Source organism: Bacillus sp. RC251 (assembly GCF_044908765.1).
In the GTDB taxonomy this organism is placed as follows: Bacteria; Bacillota; Bacilli; order Bacillales; family Bacillaceae_G; genus Bacillus_A; species Bacillus_A wiedmannii.
Genome location: NZ_JBIYDP010000016.1, coordinates 1 through 19,520, shown reverse-complemented (window position 1 = coordinate 19,520; position 19,520 = coordinate 1). Strand labels below are relative to the sequence as shown.

Sequence of the window (19,520 nt, the reverse complement as noted above, 5' to 3'; positions counted from 1 at the left end):
GAATATCTCTCTGGTTTTCATCTTTGGTAGGCGTTACAGGAGATAGGAGATTCTAAAATTGGCGTTTTTTACATTCATTCGCCAGTATAATGAGAGACTGGGTTTGTTGCGTCTGTCCGTTAACTTGCGCTTTTGCATGTTTCGGACGAGTCCACGTATGGTTAAATAATTCAGAACGACTATCTAAGCGATCACGGTAGCTCATCTTTATCACCTCGTGTAGGAAGTTAATTTTTTAGGTTGTACCTGAACTATTCTTCCTGCTGATTTGCAGCACGCATACGTTCTTGTGGGTGCGTGTTAATTGTGCCGTTAGGTCGTTTCGAAGCGAAGCGTGATTTCGCTTTCGGCTGACCATCGATTTTGCTGTTGTTTTTTGACTCAGACCAAAATTCGGCTTGTTTACCCATTGCGAACGCCCTCCTCATCATCAGTTGATACCTCTTTAAGAAGTATCACTTATAGAATGTGCAAAATAGAGGAAACTATCCTTTAGAAATTAAGGGAATAAATAGGTAAAAGGAGAATAGAACATGAATGATATTCACGAAACATTAACAAAAGAATTGTTAGACAAAAATGACAAACTTTCTTACGCACAAGCTCGTGCGTGGGTTGAATTATTGTGGGAAGACTTTCAAACAACTTATGCTAAATCAGGTCGTTATCAAGGTGATGAAATGACTGAACAAGTGGTACGAACATGGATTAATAATCATGGAGGTCGCCTTCATGAAATGCGTACAAATAATCCGAAATATAGCCATTTAATCAATCAAGAAGATCATTTGAAACATTAAAAAAAGCGACTTAAGTCGCTTTTTTTAATGTGGAAGTAATTCCAGTTTTTTTCGAAGTTTTTCTTCACTAAAAATCCATCCTGTATAGGAACTAATAATATTTAAATTGTGGTCGAGTTGAACGATTGCAACGAATGGATAATAATCTTTACTGCGATAGCGCAAATCAATGAAGCGAACTTCGTAATAATGATCATAATCGAAAATGTCCCAGCGATACACAGGGGAGAAAGATAGAAATGCTGAGATGTTTTCATCTTGTTTAGCTGCGCGCATAATAGCATTATCTGGGAACGGTACCCGGTCGAACTTATCATATATCATGATGTTACCACGATGCCATCTAGCAACGTAGTAATAATCAGTTGTAACGATTGCTAAATGGTAATGATAAAATCTGTAAGAAGGGGAAATGATTATTTTCTCCACATGATTGAAACGTTTATATACGACGCTACGTATGTTTCTATGCATCATAATCCGTCCGATATAGTAAATAATCATCAATATATACGCTGCTAAGGCAGTATATCCTTTATGGGAACCTACAAGCATACAAGCAATCGCGAGTAGGTGGATAAAGAAAATGACGGTATCAAATGTATTAATGATGCCGAGCGCTACCCATTTTTTTGTAAAGGGCCGTAATGCCTGGGTACCGTAGGCGTTGAAAATATCTACAAAGACATGAAGAAAGACGGCAATAAATGACCAAAGTAGTAGATGCAAATATGGAGCGTCTGAAAAGAAGGCGAAAGAGATGCCACTTATAAGGAATGACCAAAGAATCACTGCAGGAATGGAATGAGTAATCCCGCGATGATTTCTTATATATTTAGCGTTATTACGCAATTTTAAAACTGTATCGATGTCAGGAATATTGGAACCGGCAATTGTAGCAAGCATAACTGCTTGTGGCCCAATATCACTTTGTGCTATGGCTGGATCTAACGTTGCCAAACTGCCTAGAGTAACGCCCATAACAAGGTGAGTGGCTGTGTCCATAGAAATCCACCTCCGTTTTTTATTAATGTAACTCTTTTTATTCGATACCTCAAGTCCTTTGCCTTCTATTTCCTATGTCATCTTACTTAAATTTTTTCCTAAAATCTTTATAATAGTACTTATATGCAAAAAAATGAGGGGGATCAAGTTTGACACTTGAAATATTAAATAATTTTAACATAGAGCAGTTTCAAAATGATTTAATTGGTTGGTTTGAAAAAGAGCAACGCGACTTACCGTGGCGTAAAAATAAAGATCCATACCGCGTCTGGGTTTCGGAAATTATGTTGCAGCAAACAAGGGTAGAAGCTGTAAAACCATATTACGCGAATTTTATGGGGAAGTTTCCTACTCTAGAAGCTTTGGCAAATGCTGATGATGAAGAAGTGTTAAAAGCATGGGAAGGTTTAGGCTATTATTCTAGAGCGCGAAATTTACATGCAGCCGTAAAAGAAGTAAAAGAAGTATACGGCGGGATAGTACCAAGTGATGTAAAGAAGATTGAGAAATTAAAGGGAGTCGGTCCCTATACAAAAGGTGCTATTTTAAGTATCGCATATGGTATACCAGAGCCGGCAGTTGACGGAAATGTTATGCGTGTATTATCTCGCATTTTATCAGTATGGGATGACATTGCAAAACCGAAAACTAGAAAAGTATTCGAAGAGATTGTGCGTGAAATTATTTCGGCTGAAAATCCATCTTATTTTAATCAAGGTTTGATGGAATTAGGAGCACTGATTTGTATTCCTAAAAATCCAGCATGCTTACTTTGTCCTGTACGTGAGCATTGCAGGGGATATGCTGAAGGTGTTCAAAAGGAGTTACCAGTAAAAAGTAAAGCGAAGGCCCCTACGATGGTACCGATTGTTGCAGGAGTACTTCAAACAGAAGATGGTCGTTACGTCATTAATAAACGTCCAAGTACCGGTTTATTAGCTAACATGTGGGAGTTTCCGAATATTGAACTTGGCGAAGGGATTCGTAATCAGAAGGAACAGCTTATAGATTATATGAAAGAAAAATTTGAGCTTTCGATTTCTATTGAAGAATACGCAATGAATGTACAACATACATTTACACATCGCACTTGGGATATATTCGTATTTTACGGAAAATTAACGGGTGATATTGTTGAAACAGATACATTGAAATTTGTATCGAAAGAAGCATTTGAGCAGTTACCATTCTCGAAATCGCATCGTACGATTTATGAGAATTGCGTTGAGAAAATTACAATGCAATAAAGTGAAACTTTAATCAGTGGGGGTTTTCTTCATCCCCCACTGATTATTAGTTGAACCAATCGGACTTTTATGGGCAGTTGATCCCCCACCTAAATTCTTTGCTTTCGCTGCATTTTGAGGTTGGGGTCTTACTGCCCGTTAAAGCGGGATAAATTAAAAAAGTGTTCCCTAGATTGGGAACACTTTTTTAATCGTAAGAAATTTTTGTCCCATGAGTCCAATTAGCTTCACCTTGTTGTAAGCCACCTCTTGATTCAATTTCTACTACAATTTCTTTATAGATACTTTGACCTTCTGCATTTAAATACGGCAAAATCTGTTGTAATGAGTGATGAAAATAAGCTAATTCATCTTCTTTCCACTCATTTTTTGAAACCATCGTTAGTTCAGTCATATCGCGTCCTATATACATATTTCCACCTCCATCTCCTATAGTTTGAATGAGTGATAAGAGATATATACGGAGATTAAAAAAAGAAAATCACGGATAACTTCTAAGTGAATTGGTTACATTATTGGTTGTGGAGGTGAGAAAGATGAGTAAAAAACAACAAGGTTATAACAAGGCAACTTCTGGTGCTAGCATTCAAAGTACAAATGCTAGTTATGGTACAGAGTTCGCGACTGAAACAAATGTACAAGCAGTAAAACAAGCAAATGCACAATCAGAAGCAAAGAAAGCACAAGCTTCTGGTGCACAAAGTGCAAACGCTAGTTATGGTACAGAATTCGCAACTGAAACAGATGTGCATGCTGTGAAAAAACAAAATGCACAATCAGCTGCAAAACAATCACAATCTTCTAGTTCAAATCAGTAATGAAAGAAAAACACTTCTCTAATTCGGGAGAAGTGTTTTCTTTGTGCCTGGGTCATAGTAATGAACATAAAGTGAACGACATAACTTCTAATAAGTCAACAAATGTAGTCAAAGGAGAAGGAAGTTAAAGATGAGAAATATGTAATGAGGAAGAATAACTGATAAATAAGTCCAAAAGGGGGTAAGTAATGAACGACTTTGATAAGTTGGTAGGAGAGCAATTGGAAACGATGGATGAGTTGTTAAAGTTACAAGCTCATCTAGAGAAGTATCAGCAAATTGAAATGAGCGAAAAGGATACGTGCGATAAAAAGGAATTACATTTTATCCGCCAAGAAATATATAGAACAGAATTAGCGTTAAAACTGTTACATGAGAAATTTGAAGAGCAAACAAATAGTGTGATTCAATCTTTTGAGACTGAAAAAATGATTTCGAATTTAGGGTAAGGCATGTTGTTACCTTCCGGTGAAAGGTCCTTCTTTAGATAGAAATAAGGAAGGGCTTTTTCTATTTCTATTTCCTCGTTTGTAAATCATTCAGCGAAGGCCTCGTCTCCTAAGAAGATTAGGGATATAGTATTCAGTGTGAAAAATAGAGTCTTGTCGCTTTAGTTTTAAAATTTCGACAAAAAAGTTATAATAGAAAAAAAGTGAATGCAGCTCAAAGGGCATTTGCAGTTGAAAGAAGGGAGCATATATGGGATTTCCCAAAGAAGGAGAAAAAGTACAAATACATAGTTATAAACATAATGGCTCCATTCATAGAATGTGGGAAGAGACAACAATTTTAAAAGGGACACAGAGCCTTGTGATCGGAGCAAATGATCGTACAGTAGTGACAGAATCAGATGGCCGAACATGGATTACTCGTGAACCAGCAATTTGTTATTTTCATGCAAACTATTGGTTTAATGTGATTGGGATGCTAAGGGAAGAGGGAGTATATTATTATTGTAATTTAGGCTCACCTTTTGCATATGATTCTGAAGCATTAAAGTACATTGATTATGATTTAGATATTAAAGTATATCCAGATATGACATATACGCTTTTAGATGAAGATGAGTATGAAAAGCATAGTCAAATTATGCAGTATCCACCTGTTATTGATACTATTTTAAAACGAAATGTAGCACAATTAACACAATGGATTCATCAAAGAAAAGGGCCATTCGCGCCAGATTTCGTAGATATGTGGTATGAAAGATATTTAATGTACAGAAATTAAAACAAACCTGCAGGGGATTTCCCGGCAGGTTTGTCCTATTAGAGGGGGGATTATGTGCAAGGTATAAAAAGATATTTGCAATTTGTTAAACCGTATCGATGGCTTATTGCTATTACGATTATGATTGGTCTAGTTAAATTCGGCATCCCGCTTATTATGCCGTGGTTATTAAAATATATTATCGATGATGTAATTCAAGGGGGAGGATCACTTCAAGATAAAACATCCCAATTAGTAACAGCCGTTGGGATTGCTTTTTTTATTTTTGCAGTAGTAAGACCGCCAATTGAATATTATCGTCAATATTTCGCGCAGCGTATCGCAAATACAATACTATATGATTTACGAAAACATATTTTTGGTCATTTACAAAAGTTGAGTTTACGCTATTATTCGAATACAAAAACAGGAGAGCTTATTTCACGTGTAATCCATGATGTAGAACAAACGAAGGATTTTGTAATTACTGGTTTGATGAATGTTTGGCTAGATACTGCAACAATTGCAATTGCTATTATTGTTATGTTTTCTATGAATATAAAATTAACATTTGTTGCGTTATTAATTTTACCTATTTATGTAGTGGCAGTGAAATATTTTTTCGGGCGTCTTCGAAAATTAACGAAAGAGCGTTCGCAAGCGTTAGCAACGATGCAAGGGTATTTACATGAACGTATTCAAGGGATGCAAGTGACACGTAGCTTTGCATTAGAAGAGTATGAGGGTAAGCAGTTTGAAAAAAGAAATAATGAATTTTTGACGAAAGCATTAACGCATACGAGTTGGACTGCAAGGACATTTTCAGCAGTGAATACGTTAACCGATTTAGGCCCGTTACTGGTGATCGGTTTTGCAGCATATGAAGTAATTCAGGGACATTTAACATTAGGGACTATGGTTGCCTTTGTTGGATATATGGATAGTTTGTATAGTCCGCTTCGCCGCCTTGTCAATTCCTCTACAACATTAACACAGTCTTTCGCATCGATGGATCGAGTGTTTGAATTGTTAGATGAAAAATACGATATTGTCAATGTGCCAAGTGCGGTACAAACGACAAAATTAAATGGTGAAGTGATATTTGATAATGTATCTTTTCGTTACAATTCGGATGAAAAAGAGATATTACATAACCTTTCGTTAACTATGTTGCCAGGAGAGAAGGTAGCACTTGTAGGAGCGAGTGGGGGAGGGAAGTCATCTCTTGCTAGCTTAATCCCACGTTTCTATGATGTTTCTTCAGGTGCAGTTTATGTAGATGGAATAGATGTTAGAAAGTATGATATGAGAAATTTACGTAGTCATATTGGAATTGTACTGCAAGATAATTTGTTATTTAGTGATACAATCGGGGCAAATATTTTATATGGAAACCCGAAAGCTACAGAGGAAGAAGTGATTGCAGCTGCTAAAGCTGCGCAAATTCATGATTTTATTATAGAGTTACCTGATGGCTATGATACTGTCGTTGGGGAACGCGGTGTGAAGTTATCTGGTGGGCAAAGGCAACGTGTAGCGATTGCAAGAGTGTTTCTAAAGAATCCATCGTTACTTATATTAGATGAGGCGACTTCCGCTTTAGATTTAGAAAATGAACGGTATATTCAGCAGGCGCTTCAGACGTTAGCTGCTGATCGGACGACGATCGTAATCGCACATCGATTGGCGACGATTACACATGTGGATACGATTATTTACATTGAAGATGGTGAAATTAAAGAAATAGGTTCTCATGAAGAGTTAATGAAAAAAAGAGGGTTTTATTACAATTTATATCAACTTCAACATATAACAGAAACAGCTCCTTTAGCGTAAAAGGAGCTGTTTTCTTTATTCGTCTTCTTTTTTATCTTCGATTTGGAGTTCTGCTTCTGGTTTATGGTATGTGTAGAAGCTATCCACAAGTAAATCTAAATGCTCTACTTCTTCACTATAGTTAATAATGGCAGAAATAAGAGGGAAGAGGTGTAGCCATGTTTTATAAGCTTCCTCATCGTCCTTGTTTTGATAATCCATAAAGATATCAATTAATTCTTGTTTACCTGTTTCAACTTCATCAAGCATTTCAACGGATTGTTGTTTTTTTGCTTTACCAATAAATTTTAATAAAACTTGTTCATGGTAATGGGTTAATGAGTCAAGTTCGTTTTGGATAGATTCCTGAAATTCTTCTGGCATATAGCGCAGTTCATTTTCAGTACGATGTAATGATTTTAACGTACTTAAAGCACGGCTTGTCGTTGCTAACATTTGTCTGAATAAAACGAGCTTACGAATTTTTGCGAACTTTACTTTTTTCGTGTAGCTTCTTTCTTCTTTATACAGCAAATAGTAATGGTTTAGTTTGATCATCTTTTCTTTCATACGATCAATATCAGTTTTTAGCGTTGTAAAATCAGAAGCTTGCCTGCTATTCATTCGAATCCATTTTACAATTTCTTCTGTATTATCAACGATACGGTGATATAGTTTTGTTTCGTATTTTGGCGGCATAAACACTAAATTTACAAGTGAAGCCGCGATAATTCCAATCATAATTGTCGCAAAGCGAAGTAAGGCAAAACTAAAGAAATCTTCGCCTTGATACTCCATAATGGCGATAACTGTTACTAAAGCAATTGATATTGTGTTTTCTAATCGTAATTGTAACGTAAGCGCAATTACTAATATACATGTTAATCCAATAATAAAAGGATTATGTCCAAAAGCAGTAGCGAATGCGATAGCGAATACCGCACCAATGACGTTTGCTTGAATTTGTTCAAGTGCGGTTAAATACGAACGGTATACAGACGGTTGAACAGCGAATATAGCTGAGATTCCCGCAAATACCGGACTCGGTAATTGAAGTAAAATACAAGCAAATAAAGCTAATGTGATGGCAATACCCGTTTTTAAAATGCGAGCACCAAGTTTCATACCCTTAATAAGATCCTTTCTCTTGTCATAATGAATGTACAACATGATACTATACATTCATTACAATATGTTAGCAAGTGATATTTTAGTGACGTTAATAAGAAATTGAGATTCATTTTATAATTTTTCCTAATTCTTTTTAAACATCAATTTTTAGTAAAAAAACCTGCTGAATTTCAGCAGGTTTCAAATTGTTACTATAGATTACTATGAGAAGTGTACTTCGTCAATTTTTTCTTGAAAATGAAAAGTTGGTATATCACTCTGTTGAGATAGATGGATCAGTCTGCTCTTTTTTCGGGATAATTTCAAAAAACTGTTGCTGCATATCATCGAGTAACGGTGTTAATAAAGCAACTTCCTCGTATTGCTCATGTTCATTTAATACACGAATATAATCTAGCAATAACTCAGTCACATCTTGCACGCCGTTTTTACTAATTGGTTGTAATGTAACATTTGCCCCTTTTGCGATTCTTCTTTTTAAGGCGTGTTCTGTTAAACCTGAGCTTGAATCATGACGTAAATAAACAACACCACCAGTCATACCAGCACAAATCCATGGACCAGGATCCCCTAAAACAAGCGCTCGCCCATTTGTCATATATTCAAAAGCGAAACCTTTAATATTAGAGTATACACCTATATTCCCTTGCTCTTTTTCACGGAGTGGCTTTGTCATTCGCCCTCCAATTATCATGTCTGCTCCAGAGAGGCGAATGCCAGCGCGAGCATCAGCGTTACCTTGAACGTATAGCGATCCTTTTTGTGCACCGTACCCAAAACCTTTTCCGACAGAACCGTTATAATATATGCCGTCTTTTCCTTTTGCTTTCGTTATATAAATACCACCACCAAAGGAGGTTTTACCAATACCATCTTGTGCACCGCCATTTACGTGTATAAATAAGTTTTCACTATTGTAAGCACCTAATCCATTTCCAGGAATAGAGCCATTCGTATACTTTAATGTAAGTGGTTCAAGCTTCGTGTCTTCATATAATTTACTACGAACGCGATAGCAAGATTCTAGACCACCCATAACGCGTTGCTCTACGCCAACGCCTACTAATTCTTTTGAATGAGGGGAATGAACTGTTTCAAATTGTTTTTCTGGTACGTATTCTTTTTTTGTAACAGATGGGTGTTCTATCGTTTGTAGTAAATTACATAAGTCTAATAAATTTTCGCCTCGAACTTGTTCTAATAAATCGGAATGTCCGACAATTTCTTGTAAATTTGTATAACCAAGATTTCCTGTTAATCGTTTTAGTTCTACGCCAAAAGTGGTGAATAAATGTAATAATCCAGCAACGGCGCTTTCTAATTCGCGCGGGACGAAGCGGCGTAATCCGTGTTCTTTCGCCTGAGCTTCAGACTCAATTTGTGTTGCAATTCCAACGTGACAAGTATCTAGATGACATCCGCGGCAAGTTGTACAGCCGATTGCAATCATGGATAATGTACCAAATCCAATACGGTTTGCCCCGAGGAGCATGATTTTCAAGGCATCATTAACACTTCGAATACCACCGTCAGCCCAAATTTCTACCTTTTGCCTCATATTTGCTTCTAATAAAGCATTGTGAGCGGCTTTCACACCAATTTCTACAGGAAGGCCTACATGTTGCAATGCGTGAATACGTGCGGCACCTGTACCACCATCAAATCCGCTAATGTTAATAAAGTCAGCACCAGCCTTTGCGATACCGACAGCAATTGTTCCAATGTTAGGGACAACAGGGACCTTTACAGCTACTTTCGCAAGTTGATTAGCCGTTTTAATTTCTGTAATCATTTGAGCTAAATCTTCAATGGAATAAATATCATGGTTGTTAGAAGGTGAAATTAAATCAGAGCCAATTGTAGCATTACGCGCTTCAGCGATTTTTGCTGTTACTTTTGAACCAGGCAAATGTCCGCCTTCACCAGGCTTTGCGCCTTGCCCAATTTTTATTTCAATTAAGTTTGATGAATTTAGTAGTTCGGCGTTTACACCAAATCGCCCAGATGCAACTTGTTGTCCACGTGTATGTGGATATTTTCCAATCATATCTTTGATTTCGCCGCCTTCACCGTTCAAGCTAATCATATTTAGCTGATCGGCCGCTTCTGCATATGCACGAAAGGCAATTTCATTTTGAGAACCGAATGACATGGAACTAATAATAAATGGTAAATCATGATTTTGAATGCTGATGGATACTTCTTCAGCCGGAACGACATGTTTTGTTTCTTTCGTTTGAACAAGATGTCTAATCGCGATTGGATTATTTTCTTCTAACTCACTTAATTTGTCACGGTAATCATCATAAGAATTTCCTTTTGCGACATCGCCGATTGCTTTCCAAATTCGCGGGAATATATGAAAAGATTTTCGCATTCTAACTTTAGGATTGTTATAATCATCCGCTCGCAATTGTGCATCTTCAGCAAGTGATTCAAGTGAAAAAGCTAAATCATTTGAACCGAAGAAATTCGTAATTTGTAATATATTTGCGATTTCCTCATGTAATCCGATAGAAGAATAGAGGCGGCCGTAACCACGTAATTCATGAATTCCAATTGTTGAAATGACTTTTTCTAGTCCTTTATTAAGAGCATTATACAAATTCGTAATTGGCGTTTTTGTTCCATCATTTACGGTTGCAAATAATAAATATGGATTCATACCATCTGCTCCTAATCCATATAGTGTGACGATATCATGTAAGGAGCGAAGGGCACCAGAACGTATAACGAGAGAGCAGTTTCGGCGTAATTTATTTTCGCTTAATACTTGATGTACTTTAGCGGTAACTAAATGCGGATCAATCCATAACTGTTCATTTAGATGAGCGTTGGCATCGTCTATTAATAGTAGGGAAGCTCCATCGTTCACGGCCTTTATCGCTTCAGAACTAATTCGATTTAAGGCGCATTGTAAAGTTTCTGCCTGACTGAATGTAGCAGAGATTGTAGCGATAGAGCTATGAGTATTGAATAGCTCTATAAGTTGTTCGTACGTAATTGTGTGTAATTCCTCTGTAATAGATTGTGCTAAACTTCCTTCTAAAATAATGGGGGAAAGCATCTCAACTACAAATGGCCGTTTAGCTCCGCTTAATAAACTTGGGCGCTCTCCAAGTATTGTTCGTGTGGAGAAGTGCTCGACCTCTCGATCACGATCGATTGCTGGATTTGTAACAACAGCTACACTTTCCTTAATGAAATCAGCGATATTTCGTCTATCAGTATCGAGTGCTGCAAGTGGTGAGTCATGCCCAAGTGAGCGAATTGGCTCAACGCCTTTTGTTGCCATCTGTTCAAGAAGCTGAATATGTTCTCGGTCCCATCCAAAAGCAACGTATTGTTTCGTTTCGACTTGTATAGAATCACATAATCCTGGGATTTCTTTCGTTTCAGGGATAGATAAGTTTAAATGATAATCTTTAGTATTAACTCGCTTTTTAAAACGGTTATATACTTGAGTTTGGTAGTCATCGTATTCGTAGAGTACAAGTTCATCTTGTTCATTCCACTTTAGACCGACTTTTTCTCCAGGAGCGAGTGGTTTCGGTTCTGCTACATATTCAGTTGGTGATACAACTCCAGGTTCAGAAGAGAAAACATAAGAACTCGCTGTCTCTACTTTCCATACTGGTCGTAGTCCAAGGGAATCAACGCTGAAAACAGCCTCATCTTTATAACGTGAAATAATACCAGCTGGACCTTGCGCAAAATGGCCCCAAGCTTCACGTATATACGTATATAAATCTTGTAAATGCGGTTCATAAAGTTTCATTTCATTAATAATTGGTGGGAATAGTATATCCATTGCTTCAAATAAACTGTAGTCGTATTGAACAAGTAGAGTTTCTAAGGTGCGGTTTAAATCTTGGGAGTCACTGCCCCCAGCAGTAAGTGGAACATGAATCATGTCAGCTTGATCACGTAATTTTGCAATTGTGTTAATTTCACCATTATGTCCGAGAATGCTAAATGGTTGTACACGAAAAAAATTAGATAATGTATTAGTAGAATAGCGGTTATGTCCTAGTGTCATAGTTGAAGCGATAAGTGGATGTTGTAAATCGTTGTAATAGGCAACAAGTGTATCCCCAGCGCCTAGAACTTTATATACAACATGGTCACGACTTAATGAAGCAACATGAATCGCTTCGTTTTCCTCTATTTTTATCGTTACTGAAAATAATGTTTGCTCAATATTTTCACCTTTATTTTCTGCGATAAGAGCAACTTGCCAAAATAAAGGTTCTTCCTGTTTACCAAGTGGACCGAGTGCATCGGAATTTATTACATCATCACTTTCAAAAATAATAGTAAAACTTTCGTTATTTAATTGCGTACGAATATGATTTTTTAAATTAACGATATTTGCGTTTTTGTTTAGAAAAAAATGTCCAACGATAAAGTGGGGATGATCCACAATCGTTGGATTGTATCCGTTATTTTTCAGCTTTTCATTCCAAAGTGCTTTTGGGACATCAATGTGAATTCCGATTCCATCTCCTTCACCATTAATGAAACCAGCTCGATGATTCATTTTGACAAGTGATTGTATGCAAAGGTCAATGTTTTCTTTTGTAGGAATTTTGCGTTTCTCCATAACGGAAACGATTCCACACGCATCATGTTCTGCATTTTTATAATCTCGAAATAAAGACGGTGTCCATGTATTTGTTTTATTGAGCATCCGCCAATCCCCCCTCTTATTGAAGTTTGAATAATCTTACTATTTAAGGCGTGAGCAGCCTTATATACAAGGATAGTAAGGATATAAAAGAAAAAATAAAACAGATAATTATGAATAATTATACTATTAATAAGGGATTTATGAAATAGAAAAAAGGAAAAAAGAAAGATGTGCTTTCTTTTTTCCTTTTTAATGAAGGGATTATTTATTATCCGCTAAAGCAGCGAATGCTCTGCCTACAGCTTCAATTGTATATTCAATATCTTCTTTTGTATGTTCTGTCGTTAAGAACCATGCCTCGTATTTAGAAGGTGCTAAGTTAATTCCTTCTTGAAGCATAAGCTTGAAGAATTTACCGAACATTTCACCGTCTGTATCTTGTGCTGCATCGTAATCTTCAATTGTATTTGTTGTGAAGTATACAGTTAAAGCACCTTTTAGTCGGTTTAATGTAATATCGATATTATGTTTTGTAGCTTGCTCTAAAATTCCCTTTTCAAGCATCGCACCAAGTTCATCTAATTTCTCATAAAGACCTTCTTGTTGAAGAACTTCTAGACAAGCGATACCGGATGCCATAGAAGCAGGATTTCCTGCCATTGTACCAGCTTGATATGCAGGTCCGAGCGGGGCAACTTGTTCCATAATTTCTTTCTTACCACCATAAGCACCGATCGGAAGTCCGCCGCCAATAACTTTACCAAGCGCTGTTAAGTCTGGTGTTACGCCAAGTAAGTCTTGAGCACCACCGTACATGAAGCGGAAGGCAGTAATAACTTCATCATAAATTACTAGTGCACCAGCTGCGTGAACAAGTTCGTTCACTTTCTCAAGGAAACCAGGTTTTGGCTCTACAATACCGAAGTTTCCAACAATCGGTTCTACAAGGATAGCTGCTACTTCATGTCCCCATTTATCTAATGCTTCTTTTAAAGTTTCTACATTATTAAATGGAACGGTAATAACTTCTTGAGCGATACTTTGTGGTACACCAGCTGAGTCTGGAGTTCCTAGCGTAGAAGGGCCAGATCCAGCTGCTACAAGTACTAAATCAGAATGACCGTGGTAACAACCAGCAAATTTCATAATTTTTGTGCGGCCTGTGTAAGCACGAGCGACACGAATTGTTGTCATTACTGATTCAGTACCAGAGTTTACGAAGCGGACTTTATCTAATGCAGGCATTGCTTCTTTTAACATTTTTGCAAATTTTACTTCTAGTGCTGTTGGTGTTCCGTAAAGTACACCATTTTCAGCAGCTGTTGTAATTGCTTTTGTAATGTGCGGGTGAGCATGTCCAGTAATAATAGGACCGTATGCTGCTAAATAATCGATATATTTATTTCCGTCTACATCCCAGAAATAAGCACCTTTTCCACGTTCCATAGCAACAGGAGCGCCGCCGCCAACTGCTTTAAAAGAACGAGAAGGACTATTAACGCCGCCAACGATATGTTCTAAAGCTTCTTTATGTAATGCTTCTGATTTTGTGAATTTCACTACAATTCATCTCCTTACAAAAATCTATGTATTATTCTAACATGTTTTTCGAAAAGACGTATTGTTTGTGATAGAGAAGGCAGTTGGGTAAACTATTCGTTGTGACATTTAGGAAGGGGGTCCGATTATGAAATCGGTAATTGAGGTACAAGGGTTACGTAAAGAGTTTACAGCCTATTCAAGTCGTCCGGGATTAAAGGGTGCTTTTCGCGATTTATTAAATCGTAATTATAAAATAGTACCAGCAGTAAATGATGTATCTTTTAATGTGAAACAAGGCGAAATGGTTGGATATATCGGTGAGAACGGTGCTGGTAAATCAACAACTATTAAAATGCTTACGGGGATTTTGACTCCTACATCAGGAGAAATTTTAGTAAATGGGATGAACCCGCATAAGCAGAGAGAAGAATTCGTAAGAACAATTGGTGTTGTTTTCGGTCAACGCTCACAACTTTGGTGGGATATTGCTGTACAAGAATCTTTTCGTTTATTAAAAAAAGTGTACGGTGTATCAGACGCTCAGTATAAAGAGCATATGGAACACGTGATTGAAACGTTAGATATTGGTCCTTTATTAGATAAGCCAGTTCGAAAGTTATCTCTAGGTCAAAGAATGCGTTGTGAATTAGCGGCAGCATTAATTCATAATCCGCCGTTATTATTTTTAGATGAACCAACAATTGGGTTAGATGTTCTTGTGAAATTAAAAATACGTGAATTTTTAAAAGAAATGAATGAACGTTATAAAACAACAATTTTATTAACAACCCATGATATTACTGATATTGAAGCTTTATGTGAGCGCGTTATCATGCTGGATGAAGGAAATATTATGTATGACGGTTCTTTAAATAATCTTCGTACACAGTGGGGAGCAGAGAAGGAAATCCATTTTCAATTTATTGCACCAGTTTCCTATCAGGCTTTATCAATGGTTATGCCAGATAGTCATGTCGTTTGGTCGAAAGCGAAAGAGGAAAACGCGTGGGTTGCAAAAATACCGAATGAAGAAGTTGTCATTTCAATGCTTATTTCTAAAGTAGTACAAGCCTTTCAAATTAAAGATTTAAAAATTAACGAAGTGTCTACAGAGGAAATTATTCGTAACATTTATGAAGAAGGTATTAAACATGGGTAAGTACATTGAAATGATTCGGATTCGCTTTTTAATGATGCTTGCGTATCGTACAAACTATTATAGCGGGATTTTAATTTATACAATTAATATCGGTGCGTATTATTTTTTATGGCAAGCAATTTATAGTGGAAAAGAGAATATTGAAAGTTTATCTATTTCGCAAATGACTACTTATATCGCAATTGCGTGGATGGCACGTGCCTTTTATTTTAATAATATAGACAGGGAAATTGCGATGGAGATTCAAGAAGGACGTGTAGCAGTAGAACTCATTCGTCCATATAACTACTTAGGCATGAAAGTGATGCAAGGTCTTGGTGAAGGAATATTTCGTTTTGCTTTCTTTTCAATTCCAGGTATGGTTATCGTTACCTTATTATTTTCATTGCAAATTACAACGAATTTTCAAACGTGGTTATATTTCTTCTTATCTTTAATATTTAGTTTTATTATTAATACACAAATTAATTTAATGACTGGAATGCTCACGTTCTTCCTATTTAATAATAGTGGAATTATGTATGCGAAACGTGTTGTTATTGATTTATTTTCAGGTCTATTATTACCAATTAGTTTTTATCCGTTATGGGCCCAAAAGGCAATGATGTTTTTACCGTTTCAGGCGATTAGTTATATTCCGAGTATGATTTTTTCAGAAGGTATACAAGGAAGTAAATTGTATGAGGCATTATTATTCCAAGTAATTTGGGCAATTGTACTTATTATTCCAATTGTACTCATGTGGAGAACGGCGAGAAAACGTCTAATTGTACAAGGGGGATGATGAGATGATATATATAAACCTATTTTTGCAATATGCAAGCCAATATATAAAAACAAAATTGGAGTATCGGGGCGATTTTATCGTTGGATTACTTTCTGATTTAGCACTACAGGCTGTTAATTTAATCTTTATTCTCGTTGTGTTTGGGCATACACAAGCATTGAAAGGTTGGAGTAGAGAAGAAGTAATCTTTATTTATGGTTTCTTTTTAGTACCGTTTGCCATATTCTCAGCTTTCTTTAACATATGGGACTTTAATGATCGTTATATTATTAAAGGAGAAATGGATCGTATATTAACGAGGCCGATTCATAGTTTATTTCAAATTATATTAGAAAGAATGGAACTTGAATCTTTAATTGGAGCGATTACAGGAATAATTGTAATGGGATATGCAGCAGTGGAGCTGCAATTATCTTTTTACTGGTACGATTTCTTCTTATTCTTACTGATGGTAGGAGGAGGAGCACTTGTATATGGAGGGATATTTGTTACGCTTGCGAGCCTTGGTTTTTGGTCGGATGCGAAAAGTTCAATTATGCCGCTAATGTATAACATAGGTAACTATGGTCGCTATCCTGTTAACATTTATAACCGTGTGATTCGCTTCATTTTAACGTTTGTTTTACCATTTGCGTTTGTCGGAGTGTATCCAGCAGCATACTTTTTAAGAAAAACAGAGTGGAATAGCTATGCATTTGCAACACCATTCGTTGGTGTTATCTGTTTTACGATTGCAATTACTCTTTGGAACCAAGGAGTAAAAAGGTACCGTGGTGCTGGGAATTAATTATAGAAGCTTGTTTGTTTCTAAGGGATAAATCCAATGGCTGTCTCATACATATAAAATGAGGTGGAGGACATGTTATGGGGATTTATTCTATTAATTGCAGCAATTGCTATTTTGAGAAGTGTCCAATTGTTATGGAGTTCATATTCAGATTCTAGGCGTTTCTTTTCGCTTTATAATTTAGCCTCCTTATTTTTAATTTATACAACGGTATTGATTGCGTTTGGGTTAAGTTATGTTGTATTAGAAGAAATGGGTTTTGCAGTTTTGAAAGAAGATGGAGATAGCTTGCATGCCCAATCTTTTCAACTTGTAGAAATTTGCTTATATTTTAGCGCGGTTACTTTATTGTCCGTTGGGTACGGTGATATAGCTCCAATTGGAATAGGAAGATGGATTGCGATTGCAGAAGCGCTAATTGGATATACATTACCGTTTGCTTTTGTAATGAGGTCTGTAATAGACAATGAAAAATAAGGTAGCATTTGATATAGTAAAAGAAAAGAGTAGGAGTGATAACAATGATCACAGTAGGAGAAATGGCTCCAGAATTTACATTAGAGGGAAGTAACGGGGAACAAGTTCGCTTAGCTGATTTTCGTGGTAAAAACGTAGTGCTATATTTTTATCCGAAAGATATGACTCCAGGGTGTACAACTGAAGCATGTGATTTTCGCGATGCGTATGGATTATTTCAAGAGAAAGATACAGTTATTCTTGGTGTAAGTCCTGATTCAGCGAACAGGCATCTGAAATTCATTGAGAAGCATGAGCTTCCATTTGTACTTTTAGTAGATGAAAATCATAAGGTAGCGGAATTATACGATGTTTGGAAATTGAAAAAGAACTTTGGAAAAGAGTATATGGGAATCGAGCGTTCTACATTCCTTATTAATAAAGACGGTGAGCTTGTAAAAGAGTGGCGTAAAGTGAAAGTGAAGGGACATACTGAAGAGGTTCTTTCTTATATAAAGTAAATCCATTGTGGAGATAAAATATATAGAAGTAAGGCGAGTGTCTATACATATTTTATCGTCTTACATAAAGTGAAGTGTAGGGCATACCTCCTCAGATGATAGTATTCCAAGTGCGATTATGTCGCACTTTTTTTCTATGTAAATGTATAGAAAATGGGGAAGGATATATAAGAATAAGGCTATATACAAAAATAAACCACATACTTATAGTAGAAATATTGACGATTTATAAGAAAAGGAGTACACTCTTTATAAGAATTATAAAATAATAATCCGTATAGAATCGGGGTGCATGACGGTGGTCAAAGAAGAATTAAAAGAAGCGCTAGAAATGCTGAAAAATACGGGTGTACGCATTACTCCACAGCGTCATGCTATTTTAGAGTACCTTGTGGAATCTATGACGCACCCAACAGCGGATGACATTTATAAAGCATTAGAAGGTAAGTTTCCAAATATGAGTGTTGCAACTGTCTATAATAACTTACGTGTATTTAAAGAGGTTGGACTTGTAAAGGAATTAACTTATGGAGACGCTTCAAGTAGATTTGATTATGTTACAAGTCAACATTATCATGTGATTTGCGAAAAATGTGGTAAGATTGTTGATTTTCCTTATGGAGGTTTGGAACAGCTTGAAGAGGAAGCTGCGAAAACGACAGGCTTCGTTATTAATAGTCATCGCTTAGAAATTTATGGCGTTTGTCCAGAGTGTCATAAGGCGTAATATATAATAAAGAAAGAGGGAGACGTAAACGTCTCCCTCTTTCTTTATTATATATGGGAATTACGTTAGATTCAGGAGGATTTAAAACGTTCAGTGAAGAACCTAATTTAATTAAAGATAAATACAAAAGGTGATTTCTTTGTTAAGAAATCACCTTTTAACGTTTAGTTTTGTAAGGGCACATTGTACCTATATATGCCTATGATTTATAGCTCTTCTTATTATATTTCTCATCAAATTCTTTTCCTTCTAGATTTCGATCCATTGTTAAAGGTTGGTTGCAATGCATACATGCGTCGACACGACCGAGCATTTTGGTCGGCTTATCGCAGCTTGGACAAATAATTTGTACAGTTTTAGTAGATAACATGCCAATCCAAAAGTAAACGACAGTACTAGCGATAACAGCTAAAAAGCCAACCATCATAAATGTTGTCATAATAATAATGTTTTCACGGAAAAAGACACCTAAGTATGCAATGAAGAGGCCGATAAATACTAAACTTAATGCAAAGGTCCGGATTTTATTGATTTTGTTCGAATACTTAATGCTCATTTGCATCACACTCCTATAATAATAATATAACATAAAATTTAGAATTTTCACTCGTTCGTAAACTTGATAAACCGATAAGATATGAGATATGGAGTATGATGCAGAATGAAGGGAGACTATAATGGTTTTTGGAACATGGTTTTAAGATTTTAACGGGATGTGAAATTTTTTTATGAAAAGTATTGACCCCTTATATACTACATGATATATTAATAACCGTCGCTGATGCGGAAATGCAGAAAACGACAAAAAAGAAATTGAAAAACTTAGTTGACATCGAAAAACGAAGATGTTAACATAAGGAAGTCGCAAATGAGCGACCGAGTAGTT

Annotated in this window: 20 protein-coding genes; 12 read left to right on the top strand and 8 right to left on the bottom strand. The window is 36.3% G+C overall.

What is annotated here, in order from left to right:
• Positions 1-52 precede the first annotated feature (52 nt).
• Both ABH961_RS27120 and ABH961_RS27115 read right to left on the bottom strand, forming a co-directional pair.
• On the bottom strand, positions 53-205 hold the full coding sequence (locus ABH961_RS27120) for a YpzG family protein (protein WP_000122093.1): 153 nt from the start codon (positions 203-205) through the stop codon (positions 53-55).
• Positions 206-251: 46 nt separating this feature from the next.
• Positions 252-410, bottom strand: a complete 159-nt coding sequence (locus tag ABH961_RS27115; RefSeq protein ID WP_000517891.1) for a small, acid-soluble spore protein K — start codon at positions 408-410, stop codon at positions 252-254.
• A gap of 123 nt (positions 411-533) precedes the next feature.
• Between ABH961_RS27115 and ABH961_RS27110 the strand changes: the two genes are divergently transcribed.
• Positions 534-800 (top strand): YfhJ family protein, encoded by a 267-nt coding sequence (locus tag ABH961_RS27110; protein WP_000997857.1) that lies wholly within the window; start codon positions 534-536, stop codon positions 798-800.
• A gap of 24 nt (positions 801-824) precedes the next feature.
• Here ABH961_RS27110 and ABH961_RS27105 read toward each other — a convergent pair whose 3' ends face one another.
• Positions 825-1,805 carry a metal-dependent hydrolase gene (locus tag ABH961_RS27105; RefSeq protein WP_048542102.1) on the bottom strand — a complete coding sequence of 327 codons (981 nt, stop codon included), beginning with the start codon at positions 1,803-1,805 and terminating at the stop codon, positions 825-827.
• A gap of 149 nt (positions 1,806-1,954) precedes the next feature.
• Here ABH961_RS27105 and mutY point away from each other — a divergent pair, with 149 nt between their 5' ends.
• Positions 1,955-3,052, top strand: a complete 1,098-nt coding sequence (mutY, locus tag ABH961_RS27100) for an A/G-specific adenine glycosylase (RefSeq protein WP_098079781.1) — start codon at positions 1,955-1,957, stop codon at positions 3,050-3,052.
• A gap of 187 nt (positions 3,053-3,239) precedes the next feature.
• Here the strand turns inward: mutY and ABH961_RS27095 are convergent, their stop codons facing one another.
• Complete coding sequence (locus tag ABH961_RS27095) at positions 3,240-3,464, bottom strand: hypothetical protein (RefSeq protein ID WP_048542097.1); 225 nt, start codon at positions 3,462-3,464, stop codon at positions 3,240-3,242.
• A 124-nt stretch (positions 3,465-3,588) separates the two neighbouring features.
• On the opposite strand from ABH961_RS27095, the gene ABH961_RS27090 reads away from it, so the two are divergent.
• The 4 genes from ABH961_RS27090 to ABH961_RS27075 all read left to right on the top strand — a co-directional run bounded on the left by ABH961_RS27090 (position 3,589) and on the right by ABH961_RS27075 (position 6,915).
• Positions 3,589-3,870: a gamma-type small acid-soluble spore protein gene (locus ABH961_RS27090; RefSeq protein WP_000039039.1), complete on the top strand. Its 282-nt coding sequence runs from the start codon at positions 3,589-3,591 to the stop codon at positions 3,868-3,870.
• Between the two features lie 188 nt (positions 3,871-4,058).
• On the top strand, positions 4,059-4,319 hold the full coding sequence (locus tag ABH961_RS27085) for a YgaB family protein (protein ID WP_000997582.1): 261 nt from the start codon (positions 4,059-4,061) through the stop codon (positions 4,317-4,319).
• 250 nt (positions 4,320-4,569) lie between these two features.
• Positions 4,570-5,100 carry a nucleoside tri-diphosphate phosphatase gene (gene ntdP, locus ABH961_RS27080; protein WP_000506626.1) on the top strand — a complete coding sequence of 177 codons (531 nt, stop codon included), beginning with the start codon at positions 4,570-4,572 and terminating at the stop codon, positions 5,098-5,100.
• Between the two features lie 54 nt (positions 5,101-5,154).
• A complete protein-coding gene (locus ABH961_RS27075) occupies positions 5,155-6,915 on the top strand; it encodes an ABC transporter ATP-binding protein (RefSeq protein ID WP_098079779.1) in 1,761 nt (586 codons plus the stop codon).
• Between the two features lie 15 nt (positions 6,916-6,930).
• On the opposite strand, the gene ABH961_RS27070 is transcribed toward ABH961_RS27075, so the two are convergent.
• The 3 genes from ABH961_RS27070 to hemL form a co-directional block, all read right to left on the bottom strand.
• Complete coding sequence (locus tag ABH961_RS27070) at positions 6,931-8,019, bottom strand: aromatic acid exporter family protein (protein WP_098079777.1); 1,089 nt, start codon at positions 8,017-8,019, stop codon at positions 6,931-6,933.
• 259 nt (positions 8,020-8,278) lie between these two features.
• Entirely contained in the window at positions 8,279-12,715 is a 4,437-nt protein-coding gene (locus ABH961_RS27065) for a glutamate synthase-related protein (protein ID WP_098079775.1), read from the bottom strand.
• Between the two features lie 201 nt (positions 12,716-12,916).
• Entirely contained in the window at positions 12,917-14,215 is a 1,299-nt protein-coding gene (gene hemL / locus ABH961_RS27060; RefSeq protein ID WP_141520050.1) for a glutamate-1-semialdehyde-2,1-aminomutase, read from the bottom strand.
• Positions 14,216-14,342: 127 nt separating this feature from the next.
• Between hemL and ABH961_RS27055 the strand changes: the two genes are divergently transcribed.
• The 6 genes from ABH961_RS27055 (at position 14,343) to perR (ending at position 18,634) form a co-directional block, all read left to right on the top strand.
• Positions 14,343-15,356 (top strand): ABC transporter ATP-binding protein, encoded by a 1,014-nt coding sequence (locus ABH961_RS27055; RefSeq protein WP_048542086.1) that lies wholly within the window; start codon positions 14,343-14,345, stop codon positions 15,354-15,356.
• Positions 15,349-16,140, top strand: a complete 792-nt coding sequence (locus ABH961_RS27050) for an ABC transporter permease (RefSeq protein WP_000521517.1) — start codon at positions 15,349-15,351, stop codon at positions 16,138-16,140. Before ABH961_RS27055 ends, ABH961_RS27050 begins: the two co-directional genes overlap by 8 nt.
• Positions 16,141-16,144: 4 nt before the next feature.
• Positions 16,145-16,930, top strand: a complete 786-nt coding sequence (locus ABH961_RS27045; protein ID WP_000639385.1) for an ABC transporter permease — start codon at positions 16,145-16,147, stop codon at positions 16,928-16,930.
• 72 nt (positions 16,931-17,002) lie between these two features.
• Complete coding sequence (locus ABH961_RS27040) at positions 17,003-17,407, top strand: potassium channel family protein (RefSeq protein WP_048542085.1); 405 nt, start codon at positions 17,003-17,005, stop codon at positions 17,405-17,407.
• 44 nt (positions 17,408-17,451) lie between these two features.
• A complete protein-coding gene (bcp, locus tag ABH961_RS27035; protein ID WP_098079771.1) occupies positions 17,452-17,907 on the top strand; it encodes a thioredoxin-dependent thiol peroxidase in 456 nt (151 codons plus the stop codon).
• Positions 17,908-18,205: 298 nt separating this feature from the next.
• A complete protein-coding gene (gene perR / locus ABH961_RS27030) occupies positions 18,206-18,634 on the top strand; it encodes a peroxide-responsive transcriptional repressor PerR (protein WP_000237831.1) in 429 nt (142 codons plus the stop codon).
• A gap of 199 nt (positions 18,635-18,833) precedes the next feature.
• Here the strand turns inward: perR and ABH961_RS27025 are convergent, their stop codons facing one another.
• Positions 18,834-19,190, bottom strand: a complete 357-nt coding sequence (locus ABH961_RS27025; protein ID WP_000025063.1) for a YgzB family protein — start codon at positions 19,188-19,190, stop codon at positions 18,834-18,836.
• Between the last annotated feature and the right edge of the window lie 330 nt (positions 19,191-19,520).